Genomic DNA, 26967 nt, shown 5'->3' with positions numbered 1-26967 from the left:
TCACGCCGGCTGCGGTCACTTCAGGAGATCCCGAATTCCTTGCCGATGAAGTCGAAGAGGTCGTCGTCCGTGGCGGACTCCAGCTCCTCGGCGACTCCGGCGCCGTCTTCCGGTCCTCGGTCGTCATTCCATTGCGCGAGCAGCGCCTGCAGCCGCGCGGTGATCCTGCTCCGGCCCTCGTCATCGGGGGCGGCTCCGGCCAGGGACTTCTCCAGCCCGTCGAGCTCCGCGAGCAGCGAGGTGACCGCCGTCGCGTCGTCCGGCAGGATCTCGCCCCGGAGGTATTCGACCAGTGCGTTCGGGGTGGGGTAGTCGAAGACCAGCGTCGCCGGGAGGCGGACTCCGGTGGTCGCGTTGAGGCGGTTGCGGAGCTCGACCGCGGTGAGCGAGTCGAAGCCGACCTCGCTGAACGAACGGGCCGGGTCGACCGTCTCCGGGCCGGGGTGGCCGAGGACGGCCGCCACCTGGGTGCACACCAGCTCCAGCAGCACCTCCTCGCGCTCGGGCTCGGAGAGCCCGGCGAGCCGCTCGCGCAGCGCCTCGGCACCGGCCGCGGCGGCCGCCGCGGACTCGGCCGCGCGGCGCGCGGACGCCCGGACCAGGCCGCGGAAGAGCGCGGGCAGCATGCCGCTCCCCGCTTGTGCCCTGAGGGCGGCCATGTCGAGCGGCAGCGGTACGAGGAGGGCCTCGTCCGAGCCCTGCGCGACGCTCTGTGCGGCGTCGAACAGCTCCATGCCGCTCTCGGCCGTGAGCACGCCGATCCCGCCGCGCCGGATGCGGGCGATCTCGGCCTCGTCCAGCTCACCGCCCATGCCTCCGGCCACCGACCACAGACCCCAGGCGAGGGAGGTGGCGGGCAGGCCCTGGGCGCGGCGGTGCTGGGCGAGGGCGTCCAGGAAGGCGTTGGCCGCCGCGTAGTTGCCCTGTCCGGGACCGCCGAAGACGCCTGCGGCTGAGCTGAACAGGATGAACGCGGACAGGTCCGCGTCCTGGGTCAGCTCGTGCAGGTTCCACGCCGCGTGTGCCTTCGGGCGGGCCACGGTGGCCATGCGCTCGGGGGTGAGCGAGCCGATCACTCCGTCGTCCAGGACGCCTGCCGTGTGGATCACGGCGGTGAGGGGGTGGTCGGCGGGGACGGACGCGATGACCTCGGCGAGGGCCTTTCGGTCGGCCGCGTCGCAGGCCGCCCAGTGGGCTTCGGCGCCCAGCTCGGTGAGTTCGGTGGTGAGTTCGGCGGCGCCGGGGGCTTCCGCGCCGCGGCGGCTGAGCAGGAGGAGGTGGCGTACGCCGTGTTCGGTGACCAGGTGCTTGGCCAGGAGGGTGCCCAGGGTGCCGGTGGCACCGGTGATCAGGACCGTGCCCTCGGGGGTGAACGCGAGGGTTTCGCGCTCCGCCGGTGTGGCGGCCCGCGCCAGCCTTGGCGCCCGGGGGGCGCCGTCGCGGAGGGCGATCTGGGGTTCGGCTGTGGCGAGGGCGGTGGCCACGGTGTCCTGTGGCGTGCCCTTGCCGTCCGTGTCCACCAGGACGATGCGGTCCGGGTTCTCCGCCTGGGCGGAGCGGACCAGGCCCCAGATGGCGGCTTGGGCCGGGTCGGTGGCGGGGTCGTCCGCACCGGTGCGCACGGCTCCTGAGGTGAGGATGACCAGGCGGGCGTCCGCGAAGCGGGCTTCGGTCAGCCACTGCTGGAGGAGGGTGAGGGTGTGGGTGGTGGTGCGGTGCGCCGTTTCGGCGGGCGAGGGGTTTTCCCCAATCCCGCCCCTCCCCGAAACTTGGGGTTCCGCCCCAAGGCCCCAGTCCTCAAACGCCGGACGGGCTTGAGTTACCGCGCCCGGACGGGCTGGGTGGGGCGTGCTGTCCGAGGCGAGGGCCACGGTCTGTGCCCCGGCACGCCCTTCGGGCGTGTCCTCAAGCGCCGGACGGGCTTGATTTACCACGACGTATTCCGGGAGCTGGGTGCCGGAGGCGACCGCCTTCGCCAGGGCGTCCAGGTCCGCGTAGGTCTGGAGGCCCAGGGTGTCGGGGCCCACTGCTGCCCAGTGGTGGGGGGTTACGTCGGTGGACTGGGCCGGGACCGGGAGCCAGTCCAGGCGGAAGAGGGAGTCGGACGGGCCGCCGGGGCGGGTGGCGCCCAGCTGGTCCGGGGAGATCGTGCGGAGGGCCAGGCCCTCCACGGAGGCCACGGGGGCCCCCGTCACGTCTGCCAGTTGGAGCGACACCGTGCCCGTTGTCGTGCCAGCCAGCCGTACCCGGAGGGCCGAGGCGCCCACCGCGTGCAGGGAGACTCCGGTCCAGGAGAAGGGCAGGCGGCCCTGGCCGCCGCCCTGATCGGCCGTCTGGAGTCCCAGTGCGTGCAGCGCCGCGTCCAGCAGCGCCGGGTGCAGGCCGAAGGTCTTGGCGTCGGCCTCGGCGCCCTCCGGGAGGCGGACCTCGGCGAACACTTCGTCGTCGCGCCGCCAGGCGGCGCCGAGCCCCTGGAAGACCGGGCCGTAGTCGAAGCCCGCCCCGGCCAGGCCCTCGTACAGGCCCTCGACCGGGATCTGCTCGGCCTCGGTGGGGGGCCATGCGGTCAGGTCGAACGACGACTCCGTGCCGCCCGGCGCCAGGGCGCCGGTCGCGTGGCGCAGCCACGGTTCGTCCGCCGGGGCGCCCTCTGCGCGGGAGTGCAGGGTCAGCGCGCGGCGGCCGGTGTCGTCGGGTGCGGCGAGCGAGAGCCGGAGCTGGACGGCGCCCTGGTCGGGGACGATCAGGGGGGCTTCCAGGGTGAGTTCGTCCAGGCGGTCGCAGCCCGCGTGGTCCCCGGCGCGCAGCGCCAGCTCCACGAAGGCGGTGCCGGGCAGCAGCACCGTGCCCATGACCGCGTGGTCGGCGAGCCAGGGCTGGGTCTGGAGGGAGAGCCGTCCGGTGAAGGCGATGCCGTCCGAGTCGGGCAGTTCCACGGCGGCGCCCAGCAGCGGGTGGCCCGCCGCGTGCAGGCCGATCGCGGTGGCGTCGCCGCCGACCGGCCCGGCGTCCAGCCAGAACGAGCGGCGCTGGAAGGCGTACGTCGGCAGATCGACCAGCCGCGGGCCGTACGGGGCGAACAGTGGCCCGAAGTCCACGGCGGCGCCCCGGACATGGGCGGTGCCGATCGCCGTGAGCAGCGTCTCGGCCTCGGGGCGGCCGCCGCGCAGGGCGGCGGCGAAGGAGCCGCCGTCCTTGGTGACGCAGTCCTGCGCCATCGCGGTCAGCACCCCGTCCGGGCCCAGTTCCACATACGTGGAGACGTGTCGCTCCTCCAGCGTCCGCACCCCGTCCAGGAAGCGGACGGCCTCGCGGACGTGGCGCACCCAGAAGTCAGCCGTCATGATCTCCTCGGCGGAGACCACGGCACCGGTCAGGTTGGACACGATCGGGATGCGCGGGGCCTGGTATGTCACCTCGTGCGCCACCTCGCGGAAGGCGTCCAGCATGCCGTCCATGTGGGGCGAGTGGAACGCGTGGCTGACGGTGAGCCGCTTGGTCTTGCGGCCCTCCGCCTCGAAGGCCGCCGCGATCTCCAGTGCCGCGTCCTCGTCGCCCGCGACCACGACCGAGGTCGGGCCGTTGACGGCCGCGATGCTCACGCGCTTGCCCAGCCGCGGGGCCACCTCGTCCTCGGACGCCTGGACGGCGATCATCGCTCCTCCGGCGGGCAGCCGCTGCATCAACCGCCCACGGGCGGCCACCAGCTTCGCCGCGTCGGCGAGCGAGAGCACACCGGCCACATGGGCCGCCGCCAGTTCGCCGATGGAGTGTCCGGAGAGGAAGTCGGGCCGCAGCCCCCACGCCTCGACCAGGCGGAACAGCGCCACCTCGATCGCGAACAGCGCGGGCTGGGTGAACCCGGTCCGGTCCAGCTCCTCCGGGTCGTCCCCGAACATCACCGTCTTCAGGGGCCGTTCCAGGTGCGGGTCCAGCGCGTCGCAGACCTCGTCCAGCGCCTCGGCGAACGCCGGGTAGGCGTCGTAGAGCTCACGGCCCATGCCGAGCCGCTGGCTGCCCTGGCCGGTGAACAGGACGGCCAGCTTGCCGCCCTCGGCCACCGCGCCCTCGACAAGACCGGTCGTGGTGCGGCCCTCGGCGAGGGCGTCCAACCCGGCCAGGAAGGCGTCCCGGTCCCGGGCGACGAGCGTCGCCCGGTGCTCGAACGGCACCCGGGAGGTGGCCAGGGAGTGGCCGAGGTCGGCGAGGGACAGCTCGGGACGGTCGGCCACATGGGCGCGCAGCCTGGCCCCCTGGGCGCGCAGCGCCTCGGGGGTCTTGGCGGACAGCACCCACGGCAGCACGGACGGCTCACCCGCCGGAACCGCCGGCACCCGCGCCGGTTCGGGCTCCGGCACCTGCTCGATGATGGCGTGCGCGTTGGTGCCGCTCATGCCGAACGACGAGATACCCGCCCGGCGCGGACGCCCGGTCTCCGGCCACTCCCGCGCCTCGCTCAGCAGCGACACCGCACCCGAGGCCCAGTCCACATGCGGCGACGGCTCATCGATGTGCAGCGACTTCGGCAGCACACCGTGCCGCATCGCCTGCACCATCTTGATGATGCCCGCGACACCCGCGGCGGCCTGCGTATGACCGAAGTTGGACTTGATGGAGCCCAGCCACAGCGGCTGGTCCTCGGTCTTCTCCTTGCCGTACGTAGCCAGCAGCGCCTGCGCCTCGATCGGGTCACCCAGCGTCGTACCCGTACCGTGCGCCTCCACCGCGTCCACCTCGGACGCCGACAGACCCGCGTTCGCCAGCGCCTGACGGATCACCCGCTGCTGCGACGGACCGTTCGGCGCCGTCAGACCATTCGACGCGCCATCCTGGTTGACCGCCGTGCCCCGCACGACCGCCAGCACCTTGTGACCGTGCCGCTTGGCGTCCGACAGCCGCTCCACCAGCAGCATGCCCACGCCCTCACCCCAGGCCGTGCCGTCGGCGGCCGCCGCGAACGGCTTGCAGCGGCCGTTCCTGGCCAGGCCGCGCTGGCGGCTGAACTCGGTGAACACATCGGGGGTGGTGATGATGGTGACACCGCCCGCGAGCGCCATCGTGCACTCGCCGTTGCGCAGCGCCTGCGCCGCGAGATGCAGCGCCACCAGCGACGACGAACACGCCGTGTCGACCGTGACGGCCGGGCCCTCGAAGCCGAAGGTGTACGCCACCCGGCCGGAGGCGATGCTGCTGGAGCCGCCGGTGCCGAGGTAGCCCTCGACGCCGTCGGGGACGGTGTGCAGCCGGGACACGTAGTCGTTGTGCATCTGGCCGACGAACACGCCGACCTGCTTGCCGCGCAGCGCGCCCGGGTCGAGGCCCGCCCGCTCGAAGGACTCCCAGGAGGTCTCCAGCAGCAGCCGCTGCTGGGGGTCCATGGCGAGCGCCTCGCGCGGGTTGATGCCGAAGAAGGCCGGGTCGAAGTGGTGAGCGTCGTAGTAGAAGCCGCCCTCGCGGGCGTACGAGGTGCCGGGCCGGTCGGGGTCCGGGTCGTAGAACGCCTCGAGGTCCCAGCCCCGGTCCTCCGGCAGCCGGGCGATGCCGTCCCGGCCCTCGGCCAGCAGCTCCCACAGATCCTCGGGGGTGCGCACATCCCCGGGGAAGCGGCAGCTCATCGCGATGATGGCGATCGGGTCGTCCTCGTCCGTCCCGGCGCCCGCCGGGCCCTCCGCCCGCGCGGGGACGGCGGCCGCCGCCTCGGAGCCGAGCAGCTCCTCCAGCAGGTATCCGGCGAGCGCGGTCGGCGTCGGGTAGTCGAAGACCAGCGTGGCGGGGAGCCGCAGCCCGGCGGCGCCGCCGAGGCGGTTGCGGAACTCCACCGCGGTCAGCGAGTCGAAGCCGAGGTCCTTGAAGGCCCGGCTCGCCTCCACCGCGTCGGGCGAGTCATGGCCGAGCACCACGGCCACCTGGGCGCGCACCAGGTCCAGCAGGGTCTGCTCGCGCTCGGCCGCGTCCAGCCGGACCAGCCGCTCCACCAGCGAGGAGCCGTCCCCGGCCGCGCCCGACTCGGCGGTGCGGCGGGTCGCGACCCCGCGCACCAGACCGCGCAGCAGCGGCGGCACCATCTCGATGGGCGCGCCGGTGAGCGGCGCCAGGTCGAGCTGCATGGGCACCAGGAAGGCGTCGCCCACCTCCTGGGCGGCGTCGAACAGCGCCAGGCCCTCGTCCGAGGAGAGCCCCAGCACTCCGGAGCGGGTCATCCGGGACTTGTCGGTGGCCTCCAGCTCACCGGTCATCCCGCTGGCCTCGGCCCACAGGCCCCAGGCCAGCGAGGTGGCGGCGAGGCCCTGGGACTGGCGGTGGCGGGCCAGGGCGTCCAGGAAGGAGTTGGCCGCCGCGTAGTTGGCCTGTCCGGGGCCGCCGAAGGTCCCCGCCGCCGAGGAGAACAGCACGAAGGCGGCCAGGTCCTGGTCGCGGGTCAGCTCGTGCAGGTTGACGGCCGCGTCCACCTTGGGGCGCAGCACCTTCGCCAGCCGCTCCGGCGTCAGCGCGTCGATCACCCCGTCGTCCAGCACACCGGCGGTGTGCACGACGGCGGTCAGCGGACGCCCGGCGGGGATGTCGGCCAGGACGGCGGCGAGCGCGTCCCGGTCGGCCGCGTCGCAGGCGGCGATGGTGACCTCGGCGCCCAGCTCGCGCAGCTCGGCGGCGAGTTCGGCCGCTCCCGCGGCCTGCTCACCGCGGCGGCTGGTGAGCACCAGACGGCGGACGCCGCGCTCGGTGACCGCGTGCCGGGCGACCAGGCCGCCCAGGGTGCCGGTGCCGCCGGTGATCAGCACCGTGCCGTCCGGGTTCCACGGGGCGGGCACGGTGAGCACGACCTTGCCGATGTGGCGGGCCTGGCTGAGGTAGCGGAACGCGTCCGGGGCCTGCCGCAGGTCCCAGGCGGTGATCGGCAGCGCCCGCAGCGCGCCCCGCCGGAACAGCTCCAGCAGCTCGCACAGCATCTCCTGGATGCGGTCCAGGCCCGCCTCGGTGAGGTCGAACGCCTGGTAGGAGACGCCGGGGTAGGCGGCCGCGACCTCCTCCGGCGCCCGGACGTCGGTCTTGCCCATCTCGACGAACCGGCCGCCGCGCGGCAGCAGCCGCAGCGAGGCGTCCACGAACTCCCGGGCCAGCGAGTCCAGTACGACATCGACGCCGCGACCGCCGCTGACCTCGCGGAACTTCTCCTCGAAGGCCAGGTCGCGGGAGGAGGCGATCCGGTCGTCGGCCAGCCCCAGCGAGCGCAGCGTGTCCCACTTGGCCCGGCTGGCGGTGGCGTAGACGTCCACGCCCCAGTGGCGGGCCAGTTGCACGGCGGCCATGCCGACACCACCGGCGGCGGCGTGCACCAGCAGCGACTCCCCGCCCTGGAGGTCGGCCAGGTCGCGCAGCGCGTAGTAGGCCGTCATGAAGACGATCGGCACGGACGCGGCCTGGGCGTACGACCAGCCCTCCGGCATCGCCACGATCATGCGGCGGTCCACGACCACCAGCGGGCCGAAGCCGCCGGGCAGCATGCCCATCACCCGGTCGCCGGGCGCCAGATCGGTGACCCCGGGGCCGGTCTCGAGGACGACTCCCGCGCCCTCGCTGCCCATCAGGCCCGCGTCACCGGGGTACATGCCGAGCGCGTTGAGCACATCGCGGAAGTTCACACCGGCGGCCCGGACCGCGACCCGCACCTGCCCGGCCTCCAGCGGCGCGGCGGCCTCCGGGCTGGGCAGCAGGGTGAGGTTCTCCAGGGTGCCCTTGTCCTGGATGTCCAGTCGCCAGGCCGGCTCGCCGGGCGGCGGCACCATGGGCCCGGTGGCGGCGGTGCGCGCCAGCCGGGGGGCGTGCACGGCGCCCCGGCGCAGCACGAACTGCGGTTCGCCGGAGGCGAGCGCGGCGCCCAGCGCCTCGTAGGAGGCGTCGGTGCCGTCGAGGTCGGCCAGCACCAGCCGGTCCGGGTTCTCCGACTGCGCCGAGCGCACCAGACCCCACACCGGGGCGTGCGCCAGGTCGTGGGTCCCGGCGTCGCCCGCGGTGGCCACCGCGCCCCGGGTGACCAGCACCAGCCTGGACGCGGCGAACCGGTCGTCGGCCAGCCACGCCCGGACGAGCGCCAGCGTCCGCTGGGTGGCGGTGTGGACGGCGGCGGTCACCTCGTCACCGGTGGCGCCGCGCGGGTCGAGGTACGCCAGGACGTAGGCGGGCGCGTCCCCGGCCGCGGCCAGCGCGTCCAGGTCGGCGTGGATCGCGGCACCGGAGGTCAGCGGGGCGGGCGCGCCCTCGCCGAGCACCGTCCAGGACGCGGCCGGGCTCTCGGTGGACAGTGCCACGGTGGCCCAGTCCAGCCGGTACAGCGACTCGTGGTACGCGGCGGAGCGGCCCTCGGCGAGCTGCCCGGCCGAGACCGGGCGCAGCGCCAGTTGCTCGACCGAGGCCACCGGGGCACCGGTGCCGTCGGCCAGCTCCAGCGACACGCCGTCGGCACCGGCCGGGGTCAGCCGGACCCGGAGCGCGTCGGCGCCCACCGCGTGCAGCGACACCCCGCTCCAGGAGAACGGCAGCCGCCCCTGCTCATCGCCGCCCGCGCGGGCGAACGTGCTGTGCAGCGCGGCGTCCAGCAGCGCCGGGTGCAGCCCGAACCCGCCCGCGTCGGCCTTGCGGTCCTCCGGCAGCCGCACCTCGGCGAACACCTCGTCGCCGCGCAGCCAGGCCGCCGTCAGCCCCTGGAACATCGGCCCGTACGCGAAGCCGCCCTGCGCCAGATGCTCGTAGAGCCCCTCGACCTCGGCGGGCTCGGCGCCCTGCGGCGGCCATGCCGTCAGGTCGAACGAGGGCCGGGGGCCGCCGGCCACCAGCACACCGCTCGCATGCCGGATCCACGGCATCTCGGCGGGCGCGTCCTGCGCCCGCGAGTACAGCTCCAGGGTGCGGTGCCCGGCCTGCTGCGGGGCGCCGACGACGATCTGGAGCTGGACCGCGCCGCGCTCGGGCAGCACCAGCGGCGCCTCGATCGTCAGCTCGTCCAGCCGGTCGCAGCCCACCTGGTCACCGGCGCGGATGGCCAGCTCCACGAAGGCGGTCCCGGGCAGCAGCACGGTGCCCATGACGGCGTGGTCGGCCAGCCACGAGTGGCTTTCCAGGGACAGCCGACCGGTGAACAGGAAGCCGTCGGAGTCCGCCAGCGGCACGGCCGCGCCCAGCAGGGGGTGGTCGGCCCGGTCCAGACCCGCCGACTCGACGTCGCCCACGAAGCCCGCGGGGGACGTCAGCCAGAAGCGGCGGTGCTGGAAGGCGTAGGTCGGCAGGTCGACGCGGTGGGCGCCGGTCCCGGCGAAGTACGCGGCCCAGTCCGGGGTCACGCCACGGACGTGCAGGGCGGCGAGGGCGGTGGCGACGGTCTCGGCCTCGGCGCGGTCCTTGCGCAGCGCGGCGGCGAAACCCGCCACGTCGGCGTCGGACTCGGCGAGGCAGTCCTGGCCCATGGCGGACAGCACGCCGTCGGGGCCGAGTTCCAGGTAGGTGGTGACGCCCTGGGCCTCCAACGTCCGTACGCCGTCGAGGAAGCGGACCGCCTCGCGGACGTGGCGGACCCAGAAGTCGGGGCTCGTGATCTCTTCGGCGGAGACCACGTCGCCGGTGAGGTTGGAGACGATCGGGATGCGCGGGGCCTCGTACGTGAGCCCCTGCGCCACCTCGCGGAACGCCTCCAGCATCGCGTCCATGCGCGGCGAATGGAACGCGTGGCTGACCGTGAGGCGCTTGGTCTTACGGCCCCGCGCCTCGAAACCGGACGCGATCTCCAGCGCCGCGTCCTCGTCACCCGCGATGACCACGGAGGCCGGGCCGTTGAGGGCGGCGATCGAGACGCGCTCGGTGAGCAGCGGCAGCACCTCGTCCTCGGACGCCTGGACGGCGATCATCGCGCCACCGGCCGGAAGCTCCTGCATCAGACGGCCACGGGCGGCCACCAGCTTCGCCGCGTCCGCCAAAGACAGCACACCGGCCACATGCGCGGCGGCCAGCTCACCGATCGAGTGCCCGGAGAGGAAGTCGGGCCGCAGCCCCCACGCCTCCACCAGGCGGAAGAGTGCCACCTCGATCGCGAACAGCGCGGGCTGGGTGAACCCGGTCCGGTCCAGCTCCTCGGCGTCGTCCCCGAACACCACCGTCTTCAGCGGCCGTTCCAGATGCGCGTCCAGCTCGTCGCAGACCGCGTCGAACGCCTCCGCGAACACCGGGTAGGCGTCGCACAGCTCACGGCCCATCCCCAGCCGCTGGCTCCCCTGCCCGGTGAACAGGAAGGCCACCTTGCCATCCGCCACCGCCCCCTGGACCAGCCCCGCGGCCGACTCGCCGCGCGCCAGCGCCGCCAGGCCCGAGACCAGCGCCGCACGGTCCCCGCCGACCACGACGGCACGGTGGTCCAGCGCGGCACGGGAGGTCGCGAGCGAGTACGCGAGGTCGGTCGGGGAGACGTCCGGCCGCCGCTCCAGGTCGGCGAGCAGCCGCTCGGCCTGCGCCCGCAGCGCGTCGGCGTTCTTCCCGGACACGGTCCACGGCAGCACGGACGGCCGGGCGGCCGGAAGCGCGGCGGCCTCGGCCGGTTCGGGCTCCGGCGCCTGCTCGATGATGGCGTGCGCGTTGGTGCCGCTGACGCCGAAGGAGGAGACACCGGCCCGGCGCGGACGCCCGGTCTCCGGCCACTCCCGCGCCTCGCTCAGCAGGGACACCGCGCCCGCCGCCCAGTCCACATGCGGCGAGGGCTCGTCGAGGTGCAGCGATTGGGGCAGTACGCCGTGGTGCATGGCCTGCACCATCTTGATGATGCCCGCGACACCGGCGGCGGCCTGGGTGTGGCCGAAGTTGGACTTGATGGAGCCCAGCCACAGCGGCTGGTCCTCGGTCTTCTCCTTGCCGTACGTAGCCAGCAGCGCCTGCGCCTCGATCGGGTCACCCAGCGTCGTACCCGTACCGTGCGCCTCCACCGCGTCCACCTCGGACGCCGACAGACCCGCGTTCGCCAGCGCCTGACGGATCACCCGCTGCTGCGACGGACCGTTCGGCGCCGTCAGACCATTCGACGCGCCATCCTGGTTGACCGCCGTGCCCCGCACGACCGCCAGCACCTTGTGACCGTGCCGCTTGGCGTCCGACAGCCGCTCCACCAGCAGCATGCCGACACCCTCGGCCCAGCCGGTGCCGTCCGCGTCGGCCGCGAAGGACTTGCAGCGGCCGCTGGCCGACAGACCGCCCTGGCGGCTGAAGTCGATGAAGGTGTCCGGGGTGGACATGACGGTGACACCGCCCGCGAGCGCCATCGTGCACTCGCCGTTGCGCAGCGCCTGCGCCGCCAGGTGCAGCGCCACCAGCGACGACGAACACGCCGTGTCGATGGTGACCGCGGGGCCCTCGAGACCGAAGGTGTACGCCACCCGGCCGGAGGCGACACTGCCCGCCGTACCGGTGCCGAGGTAGCCCTCGAGGCCCTCCGGCAGGGCGGTCAGCCGGGAGAGGTAGTCGTGGTACATGACGCCCGCGAAGACACCGGTCTTGCTGCCGCGCACGGTCGCCGGGTCGATCCCGGCGCGCTCGAACGCCTCCCAGGAGGTCTCCAGCAGCAGCCGCTGGTGCGGGTCCATGGCGAGGGCTTCGCGCGGGTTGATGCCGAAGAAGTCGGGGTCGAACTCGCCCGCGTCGTAGAGGAATCCGCCCTCGATGGTGGCGCTGGTGCCCGCCTGCTCGGGGTCGTCGCCCAGCAGCCCCTCCAACTGCCAGCCGCGGTCGGTCGGGAAGCCGGAGATGGCGTCCACCGAGCCGGTGACCAGTTGCCACAGCTCCTCGGGGCTGGTGACCCCGCCGGGGTAGCGGCAGCTCATGCCGACGATGGCGATGGGCTCGTCGTCGGCGACGGCCACGGTGGCGGCCGGGGCCGCGGCGGCCTCGTCGGCCTGGTCGCCGAGGATCTCGGTGCGCAGGAAGCCGGCGAGCGCGGTCGGTGTGGGGTAGTCGAAAACGAGGGTGGCCGGGAGCCGTACGCCGGTGACGGCGCCGAGGCGGTTGCGCAGCTCGACGGCGGTGAGCGAGTCGAAGCCCAGCTCCTTGAAGGCGCGCCCGGCGCCGACGGCCTCCGGGCCCGCGTAGCCGAGGACGGCGGCCACCTGACCGCAGACGATCTCCAGCAGCAGCCGGTCGCGCTCGGGGACGGACAGCCCGAGGAGCCGTGTCGCGAGCCCGCCGTCGCCCGCGGTGCCCGACTCGACGGTACGGCGGGCCGTTCCGCCGCGCACCAGCCCGCGCAGCAGCGCGGGGACCATGGAAGCGTCGGCGTGGCGCAGCGGCGCCAGGTCCAGGTGCATGGGGACGAGCGTGGGGTCGCCCACGGCGAGTGCGGTGTCCAGGAGGGCGAGGCCCTCCTCGGAGGAGAGGGCGGCCACTCCGGCGCGGGTGATGCGCTGGATGTCGGTGTCGTCCAGGTCGCCGGTCATCCCGCTGCGCTCGGCCCACAGGCCCCAGGCGAGGGCGGTGGCGGGCAGCCCCTGGGCGCGGCGCCGGTGGGCGAGGGCGTCCAGGAAGGCGTTGGCGGCCGCGTAGTTGGCCTGGCCGGGGCCGCCGAGGGTGCCGGCGGCGGCGGAGAACAGCACGAACGCGGACAGGTCGAGGTCGCGGGTGAGCTCGTGGAGGTTCCACGCGGCGTCCACCTTGGGGGGCAGGACGCGGTCGACGCGCTCGGCGGTGAGCGAGCCGATGACACCGTCGTCGAGCACACCGGCGGTGTGCACCACGGCGGTCAGCGGGTGTTCGGCCGGGATGGCGGCGAGCGCCCCGGCGAGCGCGTCGCGGTCGGCCACGTCGCAGGCGGTGAGGGTGACCTCGGCGCCCGACGCGCGCAGCTCGGCGGCGAGTTCGGCGGCGCCGTGGGCGTCTCCCCCGCGCCTGCTGAGCAGCAGCAGGTGGCGCACGCCGTGCTCGGCCACCAGATGGCGGGCCACCAGCCCGCCGAGGGTGCCGGTGGCGCCGGTGACCAGGGCGGTGCCCTCGGGGTCGAGGGCGGGGGCGGTCTGCTCGGCGGCGGAGGCGACCTTGGCCAGCCGCGGCACGACCACGGTTCCGGCGCGGACCGCGAGCTGCGATTCGCCGGTGGCCAGGGCGGCGGACAGCACCCGGTACGACTCGTCGGTGCGGTCGAGGTCCGCCAGGACGAAGCGGTCCGGGTTCTCCGACTGCGCGGAGCGCAGCAGGCCCCACAGCGGGGCGTGGGCCAGGTCCTCGGTGTCGGTGTCCGTCGAGGTGGCGACGGCGCCACGGGTGGCGATCACCAGCCGGGAGCCCTCGAAGCGGGCGTCGGCGAGCCAGCTCTGGACCAGCTCCAGCGCGCGGTGCAGGGCCTCGCGCACGGCGGTCTGGACGGGAAGCCCGGTGTCATCCGCGAAGAACGGCGCGACGACGGCCTGCGGCACCGGTGCCCCGGCGTCCACGGCCGCGCCGAGCGCGGCCAGGTCGGCGTACTCGGCGGCGGTGGGCAGGGCGGTGGCGAGCTCGGGGCGCTCGGCGCCCAGCACCGCCCACTGCCCGGCCACGACGGTGGTGGTGGCGGGCACCGGGGCGGGGGTCCACTCGACGCGGAACAGCGCCTCGTGGAAGGCGCCGCGCGCGGCGTGCACCTGGTCGGGCGAGACGGGGCGCAGCAGCAGCGAGTCGACGGAGGCGACGGGCGCGCCGCTCTCGTCCGTCACCAGCACGGCCACCGCGTCCTGACCGGCGGGCGAGAGCCGGACGCGCAGCGTGGCGGCGCCCACGGCGTGCAGCCGGACGCCGCTCCAGGAGAAGGGGAGGCGGCCGTGTTCGGTGTCCTCCAGGAGGGAGCCGATGCCCACCGCGTGCAGGGCCGCGTCCAGCAGCGCCGGGTGCAGCCCGAACAGCTCGGCCTCGGCGCGGGCGCTCTCGGGCAGCCGCACCTCGGCGTACACCTGATCGCCGTGGAGCCAGGCGCCCTGGAGCCCCTGGAAGACCGGGCCGTAGGCGAATCCGGTCTCGGCGAGCCAGTCGTAGAGGCCGTCCACGGGGACCTCGGTGGCACCGGCCGGGGGCCAGGTGGTGAGGTTCTCGTCGGGGGTGGTGGCACCGGCGGCGAGCACACCGGTGGCGTGGCGGGTCCACTCGCCCTCGCCCCAGGTGCCGTCGGCGGCCTCCTCAAGACGCGAGTGCAGGGTCAGCGAGCGGCGGCCGGTCTCGTCCGGGGCGCCCACGGACACCTGGAGCTGGACGCCGCCCTGCGGGGGCAGGACCAGCGGGGCCTCGAGGGTGAGCTCCTCCAGGACGTCCGCGCCCACGTGGTCACCGGCGCGGATGGCCAGCTCCACGAAGGCGGTGCCGGGCAGCAGCACGGTGTCCATGACGGCGTGGTCGGCCAGCCACGGGTGGGTCTGGAGGGACAGCCGTCCGGTGAAGAGGAACCCGGCGCCGTCGGCGAGCGACACGGCGGCGCCGAGCAGCGGATGGTCGGCGGAGCCGAGCCCGGCGGCGGTGACATCGCCGGTCCACGGGCCGGGCGGCTCGGGCCAGTACAGCTCGCGCTGGAAGGCGTACGTGGGCAATTCGACGCGGCGGGCGCCGGAGCCCTCGAAGACCGCGGCCCAGTCGACGGCCACGCCGTGGACATGGGCGCGGGCGAGGGCGCCTGCCAGTGCGGTGGCCTCGGGGCGGTCGCCGCGCAGCACGGGCACGAACACGGCGCCGTCGCCGGTGACGCAGTCCTGCGCCATGGCGGAGAGCACCCCGTCGGGGCCCAGCTCCACGTACGTGGCGACGTCGTACTCCTCGAGCCGGCGGATGCCGTCGGTGAAGCGGACCGCCTCGCGGACGTGCCGGACCCAGTAGTCGGGCGAGCAGATCTCGTCGGCGGAGACCGAACCGCCGGTGAGGTTGGAGATGATGGGGATGACCGGCGGGGCGTACGTCACCTGCCGTGCGACCTCGCGGAACGCGTCCAGCATGCCGTCCATGCGCGGCGAGTGGAACGCGTGGCTGACGGTCAGCCGCTTGGTCTTGCGGCCCCGGGCCTCGAAGCCCGCCGCGATCTCCAGAGCCGCGTCCTCGTCACCCGCGATGACCACGGACGTCGGCCCGTTGAGGGCGGCGATCGACACCCGCTCGGTGAGCAGCGGCGCCACCTCGTCCTCGGACGCCTGAACGGCGATCATCGCGCCACCGGCGGGCAGTTCCTCCATCAGCCGGCCGCGCGCGGCCACCAGCTTCGCCGCGTCGGCCAGCGAGAGCACACCCGCCACATGCGCGGCGGCCAGCTCGCCGATGGAGTGGCCGACGAGGAAGTCGGGCTTGACGCCCCACGTCTCCAGCAGCCGGAACAGCGCCACTTCGAGGGCGAACAGCGCGGGCTGGGTGGAGCCGGTGCGGTCCAGCGACCCGCTGTCGTCGCCGAACATCACCTCGCGCAGCGGCCGCTGGAGGTGCTGGTCGAGCTCGGCGCACACCTCGTCCAGGGCGCGGGCGAAGCTGGGGACGGCCGCGTACAGCTCACGGCCCATCCCGGCGCGCTGGCTGCCCTGGCCGGTGAAGAGGAACGCGACCTTGCCCTCGGCGACCTCGCCCCGGACGACACCGCCGGTGGGGGCGTCCTCGACGAGCTCGGCCAGCCCGCGCAGCAGTTCGTCACGGCCGCCCTCGCCCGCGAGGACCACGGCCCGGTGGTCCAGCGCGGCGCGGGTGGTGGCCAGCGAGTGGGCGAGGTCGACCAGGCCGAGGCCCGGGTCGTCCTGCACCCGGGCGATGAGCCGCTCGGCCTGGGCGCGCAGCGCCGGTGCGCTCTGCGCGGACACCAGCAGCGGCACCTGCCCGCCGATCCCGGTCCACTCCGACGGCGTGGCGTCGCCATCGGGGCCTTGCGGCTCGCGGTCCTCGGCGGGTGCCTGCTCGATGACGGTGTGCGCGTTCGTACCGCTCACTCCGAAGGAGGAGATGCCCGCGCGGCGCGGCTGGCCGGTCTCCGGCCACGGGGTGTTCTCGGTGAGCAGGGAGACGGCGCCCGCGTCCCAGTCCACGTCCCGGGAGGGCGCGTCGACGTGCAGGGTCCTGGGCAGCACACCGTGCTCGATGGCCTTGACCATCTTGATGATTCCGGCGACACCGGCGGCGGCCTGGGTGTGCCCGAAGTTGGACTTGATCGAGCCGAGCCACAGCGGGCGGCCCTCGGCCCGGTTCTGCCCGTACGTGGCGAGCAGGGCCTGGGCCTCGATGGGGTCGCCGAGGCTGGTGCCGGTGCCGTGTGCCTCGACGGCGTCCACCTGGGCCGGGGTGAGCCGGGCGTCGGTGAGCGCCTGGCGGATGACACGCTGCTGGGACGGGCCGTTGGGCGCGGTCAGGCCGTTGGACGCGCCGTCCTGGTTGATGGCCGAGCCCCGGACGACGGCCAGCACCTTGTGGCCGTTGCGGCGGGCGTCCGACAGCCGCTCGACGAGCAGGAGCCCTACGCCCTCGCCCCAGCCGGTGCCGTCCGCGCCGTCGGCGAACGCCTTGCAGCGGCCGTCGGGCGCGAGGCCGCGCTGGCGGCTGAAGTTGATGAACGCACGCGGGCTGTTCATCACCGTGACACCGCCGGTGAGCGCCAGCGAGCACTCGCCGTTACGCAGCGACTGGATGGCCAGGTGCAGCGCCACCAGCGACGCCGAGCACGCGGTGTCGACCGTGAGCGCCGGGCCCTCCAGGCCGAAGGTGTAGGAGATCCGGCCGGAGATGACGCTGGCCGCGTTGCCGGTGAGCAGATACTGCTCGACGCCCTGCGGCAGCGTGTGCATCAGCTCCGGGTAGTCCTGGCCGTTGGTGCCGACGAAGACACCGGCCTTGGCTCCGCGGAGCGTGGCCGGGTCGATCCCGGCCCGCTCGAACACCTCCCAGGATGTTTCCAGCAGCAGCCGCTGCTGCGGGTCCATGCCGAGGGTCTCGCGCGGGCTGATCCCGAAGAACGCGGCGTCGAACTCGCCCGCGCCGTCGAGGAACCCGCCCTTGTCGGTGTAGCTGGTGCCCTGCTCGTCGGGGTCGTCGGCGAAGAGCGAGTCGACGTCCCAGCCACGGTCCGTGGGGAAGTCCGCGATGGCGTCGCCGCCCGCGGCCACGAGCTCCCACAGCTCCTCCGGAGACGTGACGCCTCCGGGGAACCGGCAGCTCATACCGACGATCGCGATCGGCTCAGGCTCCCGCGACTCGACCTCGCGAAGACGCTGCCGCGTCTGGTGCAGATCGGCAGTTACCCGCTTGAGGTAGTCGAGGATCTTGTCCTGATCCGCCATTGGAGTCTCACCCATGCTTCTCGTCACAAACCTTGCGCCCTCGGACCCGTCGATCCTCAGATTCCGAGTTCCTTGTCGATGAAGGCGAAGACCTCGTCGGGCGTCGCCTCCTGCAACTTCTCCGTCACGGTGCCGCCGTCGCCGTCGGCCGCCTCGGCATCGGCCGTACGGGGCTCCGCCCACTTCGCCGCGAGGTCCCGCAGCCGGGCCGCGATGTCGTCCCGTGCTTTGCTGTCGGGGTCCAGGACGGACAGCGCGGACTCCAGCGCGTCGAGCTCCGCGAGCCCGGGGGCCGCGGCCGTGCCGCCGTCGCCCACGATCCGGCCGCACAGGAACTCGGCGAGCGCCGCCGGGGTCGGGTAGTCGAAGACCAGCGTGGCGGGCAGCTTCTGCCCGGTGGCGGCGGTGAGCCGGTTGCGCAGCTCCAGCGCGATGAGCGAGTCGAAGCCCAGCTCCTTGAACGCCCGCCCGGCGCCGACCTCGTCGGTCGAGGGGTGGCCGAGCGCGGCGGCCGCGCTCCCGCGCACGACCTCCAGGACGACCAGGGACTGCTCGGCCCGGGAGATCCCGGCCAGCCGCTTGCGCAGCGCGTCCGCCGGGGAGCCGTCGGAGGCCGCGCCGGGCTCGCCGGCCGGGCCGCCGGTCTCCCGCAGCCGCTTGACCTCCGGCAGCTCGCCGATGAGCGGGCTGGGGCGAACGGCCGTGTAGCCGCCGGCGAAGCGGTCCCACTGGATGTCGGCGACGGCCACGACCGTGTCCGCGTGGTCCAGGGCCCGCTGGAGCGCCGTGATCGCGGCGTGCGGCGCCATCGCCGGGACGCCGCCCCGGTCCAGCCGCTCGCCGATGGCGCCGTCCGCGGCCAGCCCCGTCTCGCCCCAGCGGCCCCAGGCCACCGAGGTGGCGGGCAGGCCCTGGGCGCGGCGCCGCTCGGCCAGCGCGTCCAGATAGGCGTTGGCCGCCGCGTAGTTGCCCTGTCCGGCGTCGCCGAGGGTGCCCGCGATACCGGAGAACAGCACGAACGCGGACAGGTCCAGCTCGCGGGTCAGCTCGTCCAGATGGCGCGCCGCGTCGGCCTTGGGGCCGAGGACGGTGGCGAACCGCTCCGGGGTGAGCGCGTCCAGGACGCCGTCGTCCAGGACGCCCGCGGCGTGCATGACCGCCGTGAGCGGCCGGTCGGCCGGGATGGCGGCGAGCAGCGTCTCGACGGCCTTGCGGTCGGCCACGTCGCACGCGGCGACGGTGACCTCGGCGCCGAGCCCGATCAGCTCGTCCCGCAGTTCGGCCGCGCCCGGCGCCTCCAGGCCACGGCGGCTGGTGAGCACCAGGTGCTCGGCGCCGCCTGCGGCCAGCCAGCGCGCCACATGGGCGCCCAACGCGCCCGTACCACCCGTGACCAGCGTCGTACCGGACGGCTTCCACGACCGTACGGCGGGCACCCCGGCCAGCGGGGCGTGGGCGAGCCTGCGGGCGAACACCCCGGCCGCGCGCACCGCGAGCTGGTCCTCGCCGTCGGTCCCGGCGAGCACCCCGGCGAGCCGGGCCAGCGCCCGCTCGTCGGGCGCCCCGGGCAGGTCCACCAGACCGCCCCAGCGCTCCGGGTACTCCAGGGCGGCGGTCCGGCCGAGGCCCCAGACGAGCGCCTGCTCGGGGGATTCCACCTGGTCCGTCCGGCCGACGGCGACCGCGCCCCGGGTGGCGCACCACAGCGGCGCGTCCACCCCGGCGTCGCCGAGGGCCTGGATCAGCACGGCGGTACCGACCAGCCCGGCGCTGACACCGTCGGTGCCGGGCGCGGTGCCCGCGTCGAAGGCGAGCAGCGACAGCACACCCGAGACGGCTCCGGCGTCGGCCAGCTCCTCGCGCACCAGACGGGTCAGCGACGCGCGGTCCGACTCCACGGCGGCCGGGGTGATCTGCCGCACCTCGGCGCCGCGTTCGGTGAGCATCCGGACCGCGCCGAGCGTCCAGTCGTCGATGGCGGCGGACTCGGGCACGGCCAGCAGCCAGGTCCCGGACAGCCGGGGGGCTTGGGCGTCGGTCAGGGAGGTCCAGGTCACGCGGTAGCGCCAGCCGTCCACGGTGGACTGCTCGCGGGCCTGCTTGCGCCACGACGCCAGGGCGGGCAGGACGGCGCCGAGCGAGGACCGCTCGCCGTCGTCCTCGAACGCGAGGGTGTCGGCCAGCGACTCCAGGTCCTCCCGCTCGACGGCCTCCCAGAAGCGGGCGTCCACGGCATCGGACGGCGCGCCCGACTCGTCGGCCACGGTGTCGGCCGCCCGCGGCCAGTAGCTCTGGTGCTGGAAGGCGTACGTGGGCAGCTCGACGCGGGCCGCGCCCGTCCCCTCGTACACCGCCTCCCAGTCCACGGCCACACCACGCGTCCACGCCTCGCCCAGCGAGGTGTGGAAACGGTCCAGGCCGCCCTCGTCGCGGCGCAGCGACCCGATCGCGGCGGCCTCGCGGCCCGCGTCCTCGGCGGTCTCCTGCACACCCATCGTCAGCACCGGGTGGGCGCTGGACTCGATGAACACCCCGAAGCCCTCGTCCAGCAGACGGCGAACGGCGCCCTCCAACTCGACGGTGCGACGCAGGTTGGTGAACCAGTACTCGGCGTCCAGCTCCGGACCCTCGACCCACTCCCCCGTCACCGTCGACAGGAACGGCACCTCGGCCGCCCTGGGCTCCACGGGCGCGAGCAACTCCAGGAGTTCCTCGCGGAGGAGTTCCACCTGGGCCGAGTGCGACGCGTAGTCCACCGGCACCCGGCGGGCCCGCACCTCGTCCGTCTCGCACGCGGCCACCAGCTCATCGAGCGCGGCCGGTTCACCGGAGACGACCACCGACGACGGCCCGTTGACGGCCGCCACCGAGATGCGCTCCTCGCCCCACGGCGCGATCCGCTCCCGTACGTCCGCCACCGGGAGCGCCACCGACACCATGCCGCCCTTGCCCGCCAGCACCCGGCCAATGGCCTGGCTGCGCAGCGCCACCACACGCGCCGCGTCCTTCAGCGACAGGGCTCCGGCCACACACGCCGCCGCGATCTCACCCTGCGAGTGGCCGACCACGGCCGCCGGGACGACGCCCAGCGAACGCCACAGCTCCGCGAGTGAGACCATCACGGAGAACAACACCGGCTGAACAACGTCCACCCGCTCCAGTGACGGTGCGCCCTCCGCCTCGCGCAGCACATCCACCAACGACCAGTCGGTGAACTCTGCGAGCGCGGCGGCACACTCATCAATACGGGCAGCGAACACCGGTGAAGCATCCAACAGCTCCACGGCCATGCCTACCCATTGTGACCCCTGTCCTGGGAACACGAATGCGGCCTTGCCCCCGATTGAGGCCCCCTGCACCAGGTTCGGCAGGACCTGCCCCCTAGCGAGGGCGTCCAAACCCCGGACGAAATCGTCCCGGTCCGTGCCCACCAGCACCGCGCGCCGGTCGAAGGCGGCACGGGTGGTGGCCAGCGAGTGGCCGATGTCCAGCGGGCGCGGGGCCGGGTCGGCGTCGAGGTGGGCCAGCAGCTTGGCGGCCTGCGCCCGCAGCGCCGCCTCGCTCTTGCCGGACACCGTCCACGGCAGGGCGCCGAGCGGCCGGGTCACCGGCTCAGCCTCGCTCGGCTCCTCCGCGGGTGCCTGCTCGATGATGGCGTGTGCGTTGGTACCGCTGAAGCCGAACGAGGATACGGCGGCCCGGCGCGGACGGCCGGTCTCCGGCCACTCCCGCGCCTCGGTCAGCAGCTCGATGTCGCCCGCCGACCAGTCCACATGCGGGGTCGGCTCGACGATGTGCAGCGACTCCGGCAGCACGCCGTGGCGCAGCGCGAGCACGAGCTTCATCACACCCGCGACACCGGCGGCCGCCTGGGCGTGGCCGATGTTGGACTTGATGGAGCCGAGCAGCAGGGGCTGCCCGTCGGGCCGGTCCTGGCCGTAGGTGGCGAGCAGCGCCTGCGCCTCGATCGGGTCGCCCAGCGTCGTACCCGTGCCGTGTGCTTCGACGACGTCCACCTCGGCCGGAGACAGCCGGGCGTTGGCGAGGGCCTGCCGGATGACGCGCTGCTGGGACGGGCCGTTGGGCGCCGTCAGACCGTTGGACGCGCCGTCCTGGTTGATCGCCGAGCCCCGGACGACGGCCAGCACCGGGTGGCCGTGTCGGCGCGCGTCCGACAGCCGCTCGACCAGCAGCATGCCCACGCCCTCGGCCGGGCTGAAGCCGTCGGCGTCCGAGGAGAACGCCTTGCTGCGGCCGTCGGAGGACAGTCCGCGCTGGCGGCTGAACTCGATGAAGGTGCCGGGGGTGGCCATCACGGTCACCCCGCCCGCGAGCGCGAGCGAGCACTCGCCCTGGCGCAGCGACTGGACGGCCAGGTGCAGCGCCACCAGCGACGCCGAGCACGCGGTGTCCACGGTGACCGCCGGGCCCTCCAGGCCGAAGGTGTACGAGAGGCGGCCGGAGACGACGCTCGCGGCGCTTCCGGTGGCGAGGTGGCCCTCGTAGCCCTCGGTGTTGCTGCGCATGAGGATGGAGTAGTCGGAGCCGTTGGTGCCGACGAAGACACCGGACGGGCTGCCGTGCAGCGTGGCCGGGTCGATCCCGGCCCGCTCGAACGCCTCCCAGGAGGTCTCCAGCAGCAGCCGCTGCTGCGGGTCCATCGCCATGGCCTCACGCGGCGAGATCCCGAAGAAGGCGGGGTCGAAGTCGGCGGCCCCGGTGAGGAATCCGCCCTCGCGGGTGTAGCTGGTGCCCTGCGCGTCCGGGTCCGGGTCGTACAGCGACTCGAGGTCCCAGCCGCGGTCGCCCGGGAACTCCGACAGCGCGTCGCCACCGGAGGCCAGCAGTTGCCACAGCTCCTCGGGGGTGCGCACCCCGCCCGGGAAGCGGCAGCTCATGGAGACGATGGCGATGGGCTCGTCGTCGGCGAGCGCCGCCGCGGTCGGCAGCGCGGCCACGGCGGCCTGCTGCCCGCCCGCGATCTCGGTGCGCAGATGGCGCGCGAGCACGGTGGGGGTGGGGTAGTCGAAGATCAGGGTCGGCGGCAGCTTCAGCCCGCTGGCGGCGCTGAGCCGGTTGCGCAGCTCGACGGCGGTCAGCGAGTCGAAGCCCAGCTCCTTGAAGGCCCGGCCCGCCTCGACGTCGTCGGCGCCCGCGTAGCCCAGGACGGCCGCGACGGCGGTGCGCACCAGGTCCAGCACCAGCCGCTCCCGCTCGGCCTCCGGCACCCCGGCGAGCTGCTGCGCGAGCGCGACCGCGCCCGCGCCGTCCGCCTCGGCGTCCCCGGCCATGTCCTGGATGACGTCCCGCGCCTCGGGCAGGTCGTGCAGCAGCGGACGGGAGCGGCCGGAGGTGAACGCGAGGACGAAGCGCTTCCACTCCATGTCGACGACGGTGAGCACCGACTCGTCGCGGTCCAGCGCGTGCTGGAGCGCGGTGACGGCCGACCGCGGCGCCATCTCGATGACGCCGTGGCGGCGCATCCGGTCACCCACGCCGCCCTCGGCCATACCGCCCTCGCCCCACGGGCCCCAGGCCAGCGAGGTGGCGGGCAGGCCCTGGGCGCGCCGGTGCTCGGCGAAGGCGTCGAGGAAGGCGTTGCCCGGGGCGTAGTTGCCCTGGCCGGGCGCGCCGAAGGTGGCCGCGAAGGAGGAGAACAGCACGAACGCGCTCAGGTCCAGCTCGCGGGTGAGCTCGTGCAGATGGCGGGTGGCGTCCACCTTGACCTTCAGCACCCGGTCCACCTGGTCCGGGGTCAGGCCCTCGATCACCCCGTCGTCCAGCACGGCTGCGGTGTGGACGACGGCGGTCAGCGGGTGTTCGGCGGGGATGTCCGCGAGCAGCGCCTCGACCTGGGCGCGGTCGGCCACGTCGCACGCGGCGATGGTGACCTTGGCGCCGAGCTCGGTCAGTTCGGACCGCAGATCCGCCGCGCCCGGGGCGTCCAGGCCACGGCGGCTGGTGAGCACCAGGTGCTCGGCGCCGCCTGCGGCCAGCCAGCGCGCCACATGGGCGCCCAGTGCGCCCGTACCGCCGGTGACCAGCGTCGTACCGGCCGGCTTCCAGGCCCGTACGGCGGGCGTGGCGGCCAGCGGGGCGCGCACCAGACGGCGTACGAGCAGCCCGGTGGCGCGGATCGCGACCTGGTCCTCCTCCTCGGCCCCGGCGAGCACGGTCACCAGCCGGGCCAGCGCCCGCTCGTCGGGCGTGTCGGGCAGGTCGACGAGACCGCCCCAGCGCTCGCCGTGCTCCAGCGCGGCCACCCGGCCCAGGCCCCAGACCAGCGCCTGCTCCGGAGATTCCAGCGGGTCCGCGCGGCCGGTCGAGACCGCGCCTTGGGTGGCGGACCACAGCGGCGCGCCGATCTCCGCGTCACCGAGGGCCTGCACCAGCGCGAGCTGCGCCGCCACCCCGGCCGGGACGGAGGCGTGGCGGGGGTGCGGACGGCCGTCGAGGGCCAGCAGCGACAGCACTCCGGTGAACGGGATGCCGTCGGTCTCGGCGAGCGCGGCGCGCAGCCGCCCGGCCAGTTCGTCGCGGCCTTCGGCGTCGGTGTCCACGGCGATCCGCGTCACGTCGGCGCCGCGTTCGGCGAGCACACCGGCCACGGCGTCGGTCCAGGTGTCCTCGGTGGCCTCGGTGTCCGGGGTGACGACGAGCCACGCGCCGGTCAGCCGCGCGGACCGCTCCTCGGCGAGCGGCTTCCACGTCACGCGGTAGCGCCAGCCGTCCACCGTGGACCGCTCACGTGCCTGCTTGCGCCACGACGCCAGGGCGGGCAGCAGCGCGCTGACCCGCTCGTCGCCGTCGACGTCCAGCTCGGCGGCGAGCGCCTGCCAGTCCTCGCGCTCGACGGCCTCCCAGAAGCGGGCCTCGACGGGGTCGGCGGCGGTGGCGGCGGCAGCGGCGGGGCTGCCCGCCTCGAGCCAGTAGTGCTGGTGCTGGAAGGCGTACGTGGGCAGCTCGACACGGGCCGCGCCCGTACCGTCGAACACCCCGGCCCAGTCCACGGTGACGCCCCGCGTCCACGCCTCGCCGACGGAGGCCCAGAAGCGGTCCAGGCCGCCCTCGTCACGGCGCAGCGACCCGATCGCGGCGGCCTCACGGCCCGCGTCCTCGGCGGTCTCCTGCACACCCATCGTCAGCACCGGGTGGGCGCTGGACTCGATGAACACCCAGAAGCCCTCGTCCAGCAGACGGCGAACGGCGCCCTCCAGCTCGACGGTGCGACGGAGGTTGGTGAACCAGTACTCGGCGTCCAGCTCCGGACCCTCGACCCACTCCCCCGTCACCGTCGACAGGAACGGCACCTCGGCCGCCCGGGGCTCCACGGGCGCGAGCAACTCCAGGAGTTCCTCGCGGAGGAGTTCGACCTGCGCGGAGTGCGACGCGTAGTCCACCGGCACCCGGCGCGCCCGCACCTCATCGGCCTCACAGGCGGCGAGCAGTTCGTCCAGCGCCTCGGGCTCACCCGAAACCACCACCGAGGAGGGGCCGTTGACGGCCGCCACCGAGATGCGCTCCTCGCCCCACGGCGCGATCCGCTCCCGTACGTCCGCCACCGGGAGCGCCACCGACACCATGCCGCCCTTGCCCGCCAGCACCCGGCCAATGGCCTGGCTGCGCAGCGCCACCACACGCGCCGCGTCCTTCAGCGACAGGATTCCGGCCACACACGCCGCCGCGATCTCACCCTGCGAGTGGCCGACCACGGCCGCCGGGACGACCCCCAGCGAACGCCACAGCTCGGCCAGCGACACCATCACCGCGAACAGCACCGGCTGGACCACGTCCACCCGCTCCAACGAGGGCGCGCCCTCGGCACCCCGCAACACCTCCACCAGCGACCAGTCGGTGAACTCCGCGAGCGCCGCGGCACACTCCTCGATCCGCGCGGCGAAGACGGGCGAGGCGTCCATCAGCCCCACCGCCATACCGGCCCACTGCGACCCCTGCCCCGGGAAGACGAAGGCCGTGCGGCCGCCGGCCACGGCGCCCTGCGCGACGCCCGCCGCCATCCCGCCCTCGGCCAGGGCGGTGAGCCCGGCCAGCAGTTCGTCGCGGTCGTGGCCGCGCACCACGGCGCGGTGGTCGAGCTGGGCCCGGGTGGTGGCCAGCGAGAAGGCCACGTCCACCGGGCTGAGGGACGGGTCGGCCTCGAGGTGGGCCAGCAGCCGCTCGGCCTGGGCGCGCAGCCCCGCCGCGCTCTTGCCCGACACCGCCCACGGCACGACGGCCAGCCGCTTCGTCGGGGCTGCCGGTGCCTCGGCGGCTTCCTCGGCCTCCTCGGCGGGGGCCTGCTCCAGGATGGTGTGGGCGTTGGTGCCGCTGAAGCCGAAGGAGGACACGGCGGCGCGGCGCGGGTGGCCGGTCTCCGGCCACGGTGTGGTCTCGGCGAGCAGCGACACCGCGCCCGCCGACCAGTCCACATGCGGGGTCGGCTCGTCGATGTGCAGCGTCTTGGGCAGGACGCCGTGGCGGATGGCCATGACCATCTTGATGATTCCGGCGACACCGGCGGCGGCCTGGGTGTGCCCGATGTTGGACTTGATCGAGCCGAGCAGCAGCGGCTGGTCCTCGGTGTGCTCCTGGCCGTAGGTGGCCAGCAGGGCCTGGGCCTCGATCGGGTCGCCCAGCGTCGTTCCGGTGCCGTGTGCTTCGACGACGTCCACATCGGCGGCGGAGAGGCGGCCGTTGGTGAGCGCCTGGTGGATGACGCGCTGCTGGGACGGGCCGTTGGGCGCGGTGAGGCCGTTGGACGCGCCGTCCTGGTTGATCGCCGAGCCCCGCACGATGGCCAGCACCGGGTGGCCGTGTCGGCGCGCGTCCGACAGCCGCTCGACCAGCAGCATGCCCACGCCCTCGCCCCAGCCGGTGCCGTCCGCGGCGGCGGCGAAGGGCTTGCAGCGGCCGTCGGCGGCGAGCCCGCGCTGCCGGCTGAACTCGGTGAACGTCGAGGGCGTGGCCATCACGGTGACACCGCCCGCGAGCGCCAGCGAGCACTCGCCGTTGCGCAGCGCCTGCACCGCCATGTGCAAGGTCACCAGCGACGACGAGCACGCCGTGTCCACGGTGACCGCCGGGCCCTCCAGACCGAAGGTGTACGACACCCGGCCGGAGGCGATGGAGCCGGAGCTGCCGGTGCCGAGGAAGCCCTCGACGCCCTCGGGCACGGAGTCCAGCCGCGAGGTGTAGTCGTGGTACATCACGCCCGCGAACACACCGGTCCGGCTGCCGCGCAGCCCGGTCGGGTCGATCCCGGCCCGCTCGAACGCCTCCCACGAGCTCTCCAGCAGCAGCCGCTGCTGCGGGTCCATCGCCATGGCCTCGCGCGGCGAGATCCCGAAGACCGCGGGGTCGAAACCGCCCGCGTCGTAGAGGAACCCGCCCTCGTTCACATAGCTGGCGCCCGCCTGGTCGGGGTCGGCGTCATAGAGCGACTCGACGTCCCAGCCACGGTCGGTGGGGAAGCCGGAGATCGCGTCCTCGCCGTCCAGGACGAGCCGCCACAGCTCCTCGGGGGTGCGCACACCGCCCGGGTAGCGGCAGCTCATCGCGACGATCGCGATGGGCTCCTGGTGCCGCTCCTCGACCTCGCGGAGCTGCCGGCGGGCCTGACGCAGATCGGCGGTGGCCCGCTTGAGGTAGTCCCGGAGCTTGTCCTCGTTATTCACCATTGCGTCGGCTC

2 protein-coding genes are annotated in these 26967 nt (G+C 74.4%); both read right to left on the bottom strand.

The genetic code is table 11. The features are described 5' to 3' along the window. Nucleotides 1–20 precede the first annotated feature (20 nt). On the bottom strand, nucleotides 21–17279 hold the full coding sequence (locus tag ACZ6TD_RS30350) for an SDR family NAD(P)-dependent oxidoreductase (RefSeq protein WP_471343257.1): 17259 nt from the start codon (nucleotides 17277–17279) through the stop codon (nucleotides 21–23). 56 nt (nucleotides 17280–17335) lie between these two features. Then, a complete protein-coding gene (locus ACZ6TD_RS30345) occupies nucleotides 17336–26956 on the bottom strand; it encodes a type I polyketide synthase (RefSeq protein WP_471343254.1) in 9621 nt (3206 codons plus the stop codon). Nucleotides 26957–26967: the final 11 nt, after the last annotated feature.

The sequence above is a fragment of the Streptomyces yongxingensis genome (assembly GCF_055597465.1).
Note: the sequence above shows the minus strand (reverse complement) of the source record. Positions and strands in the feature narration are given on the sequence as shown.

Coding starts and splice junctions, on each gene's coding strand:
- ACZ6TD_RS30350 (WP_471343257.1), bottom strand. CDS start 17,279: ATGGCGGATCAGGACAAGATCCTCGACTACCTCAAGCGGGTAACTGCC.
- ACZ6TD_RS30345 (WP_471343254.1), bottom strand. CDS start 26,956: ATGGTGAATAACGAGGACAAGCTCCGGGACTACCTCAAGCGGGCCACC.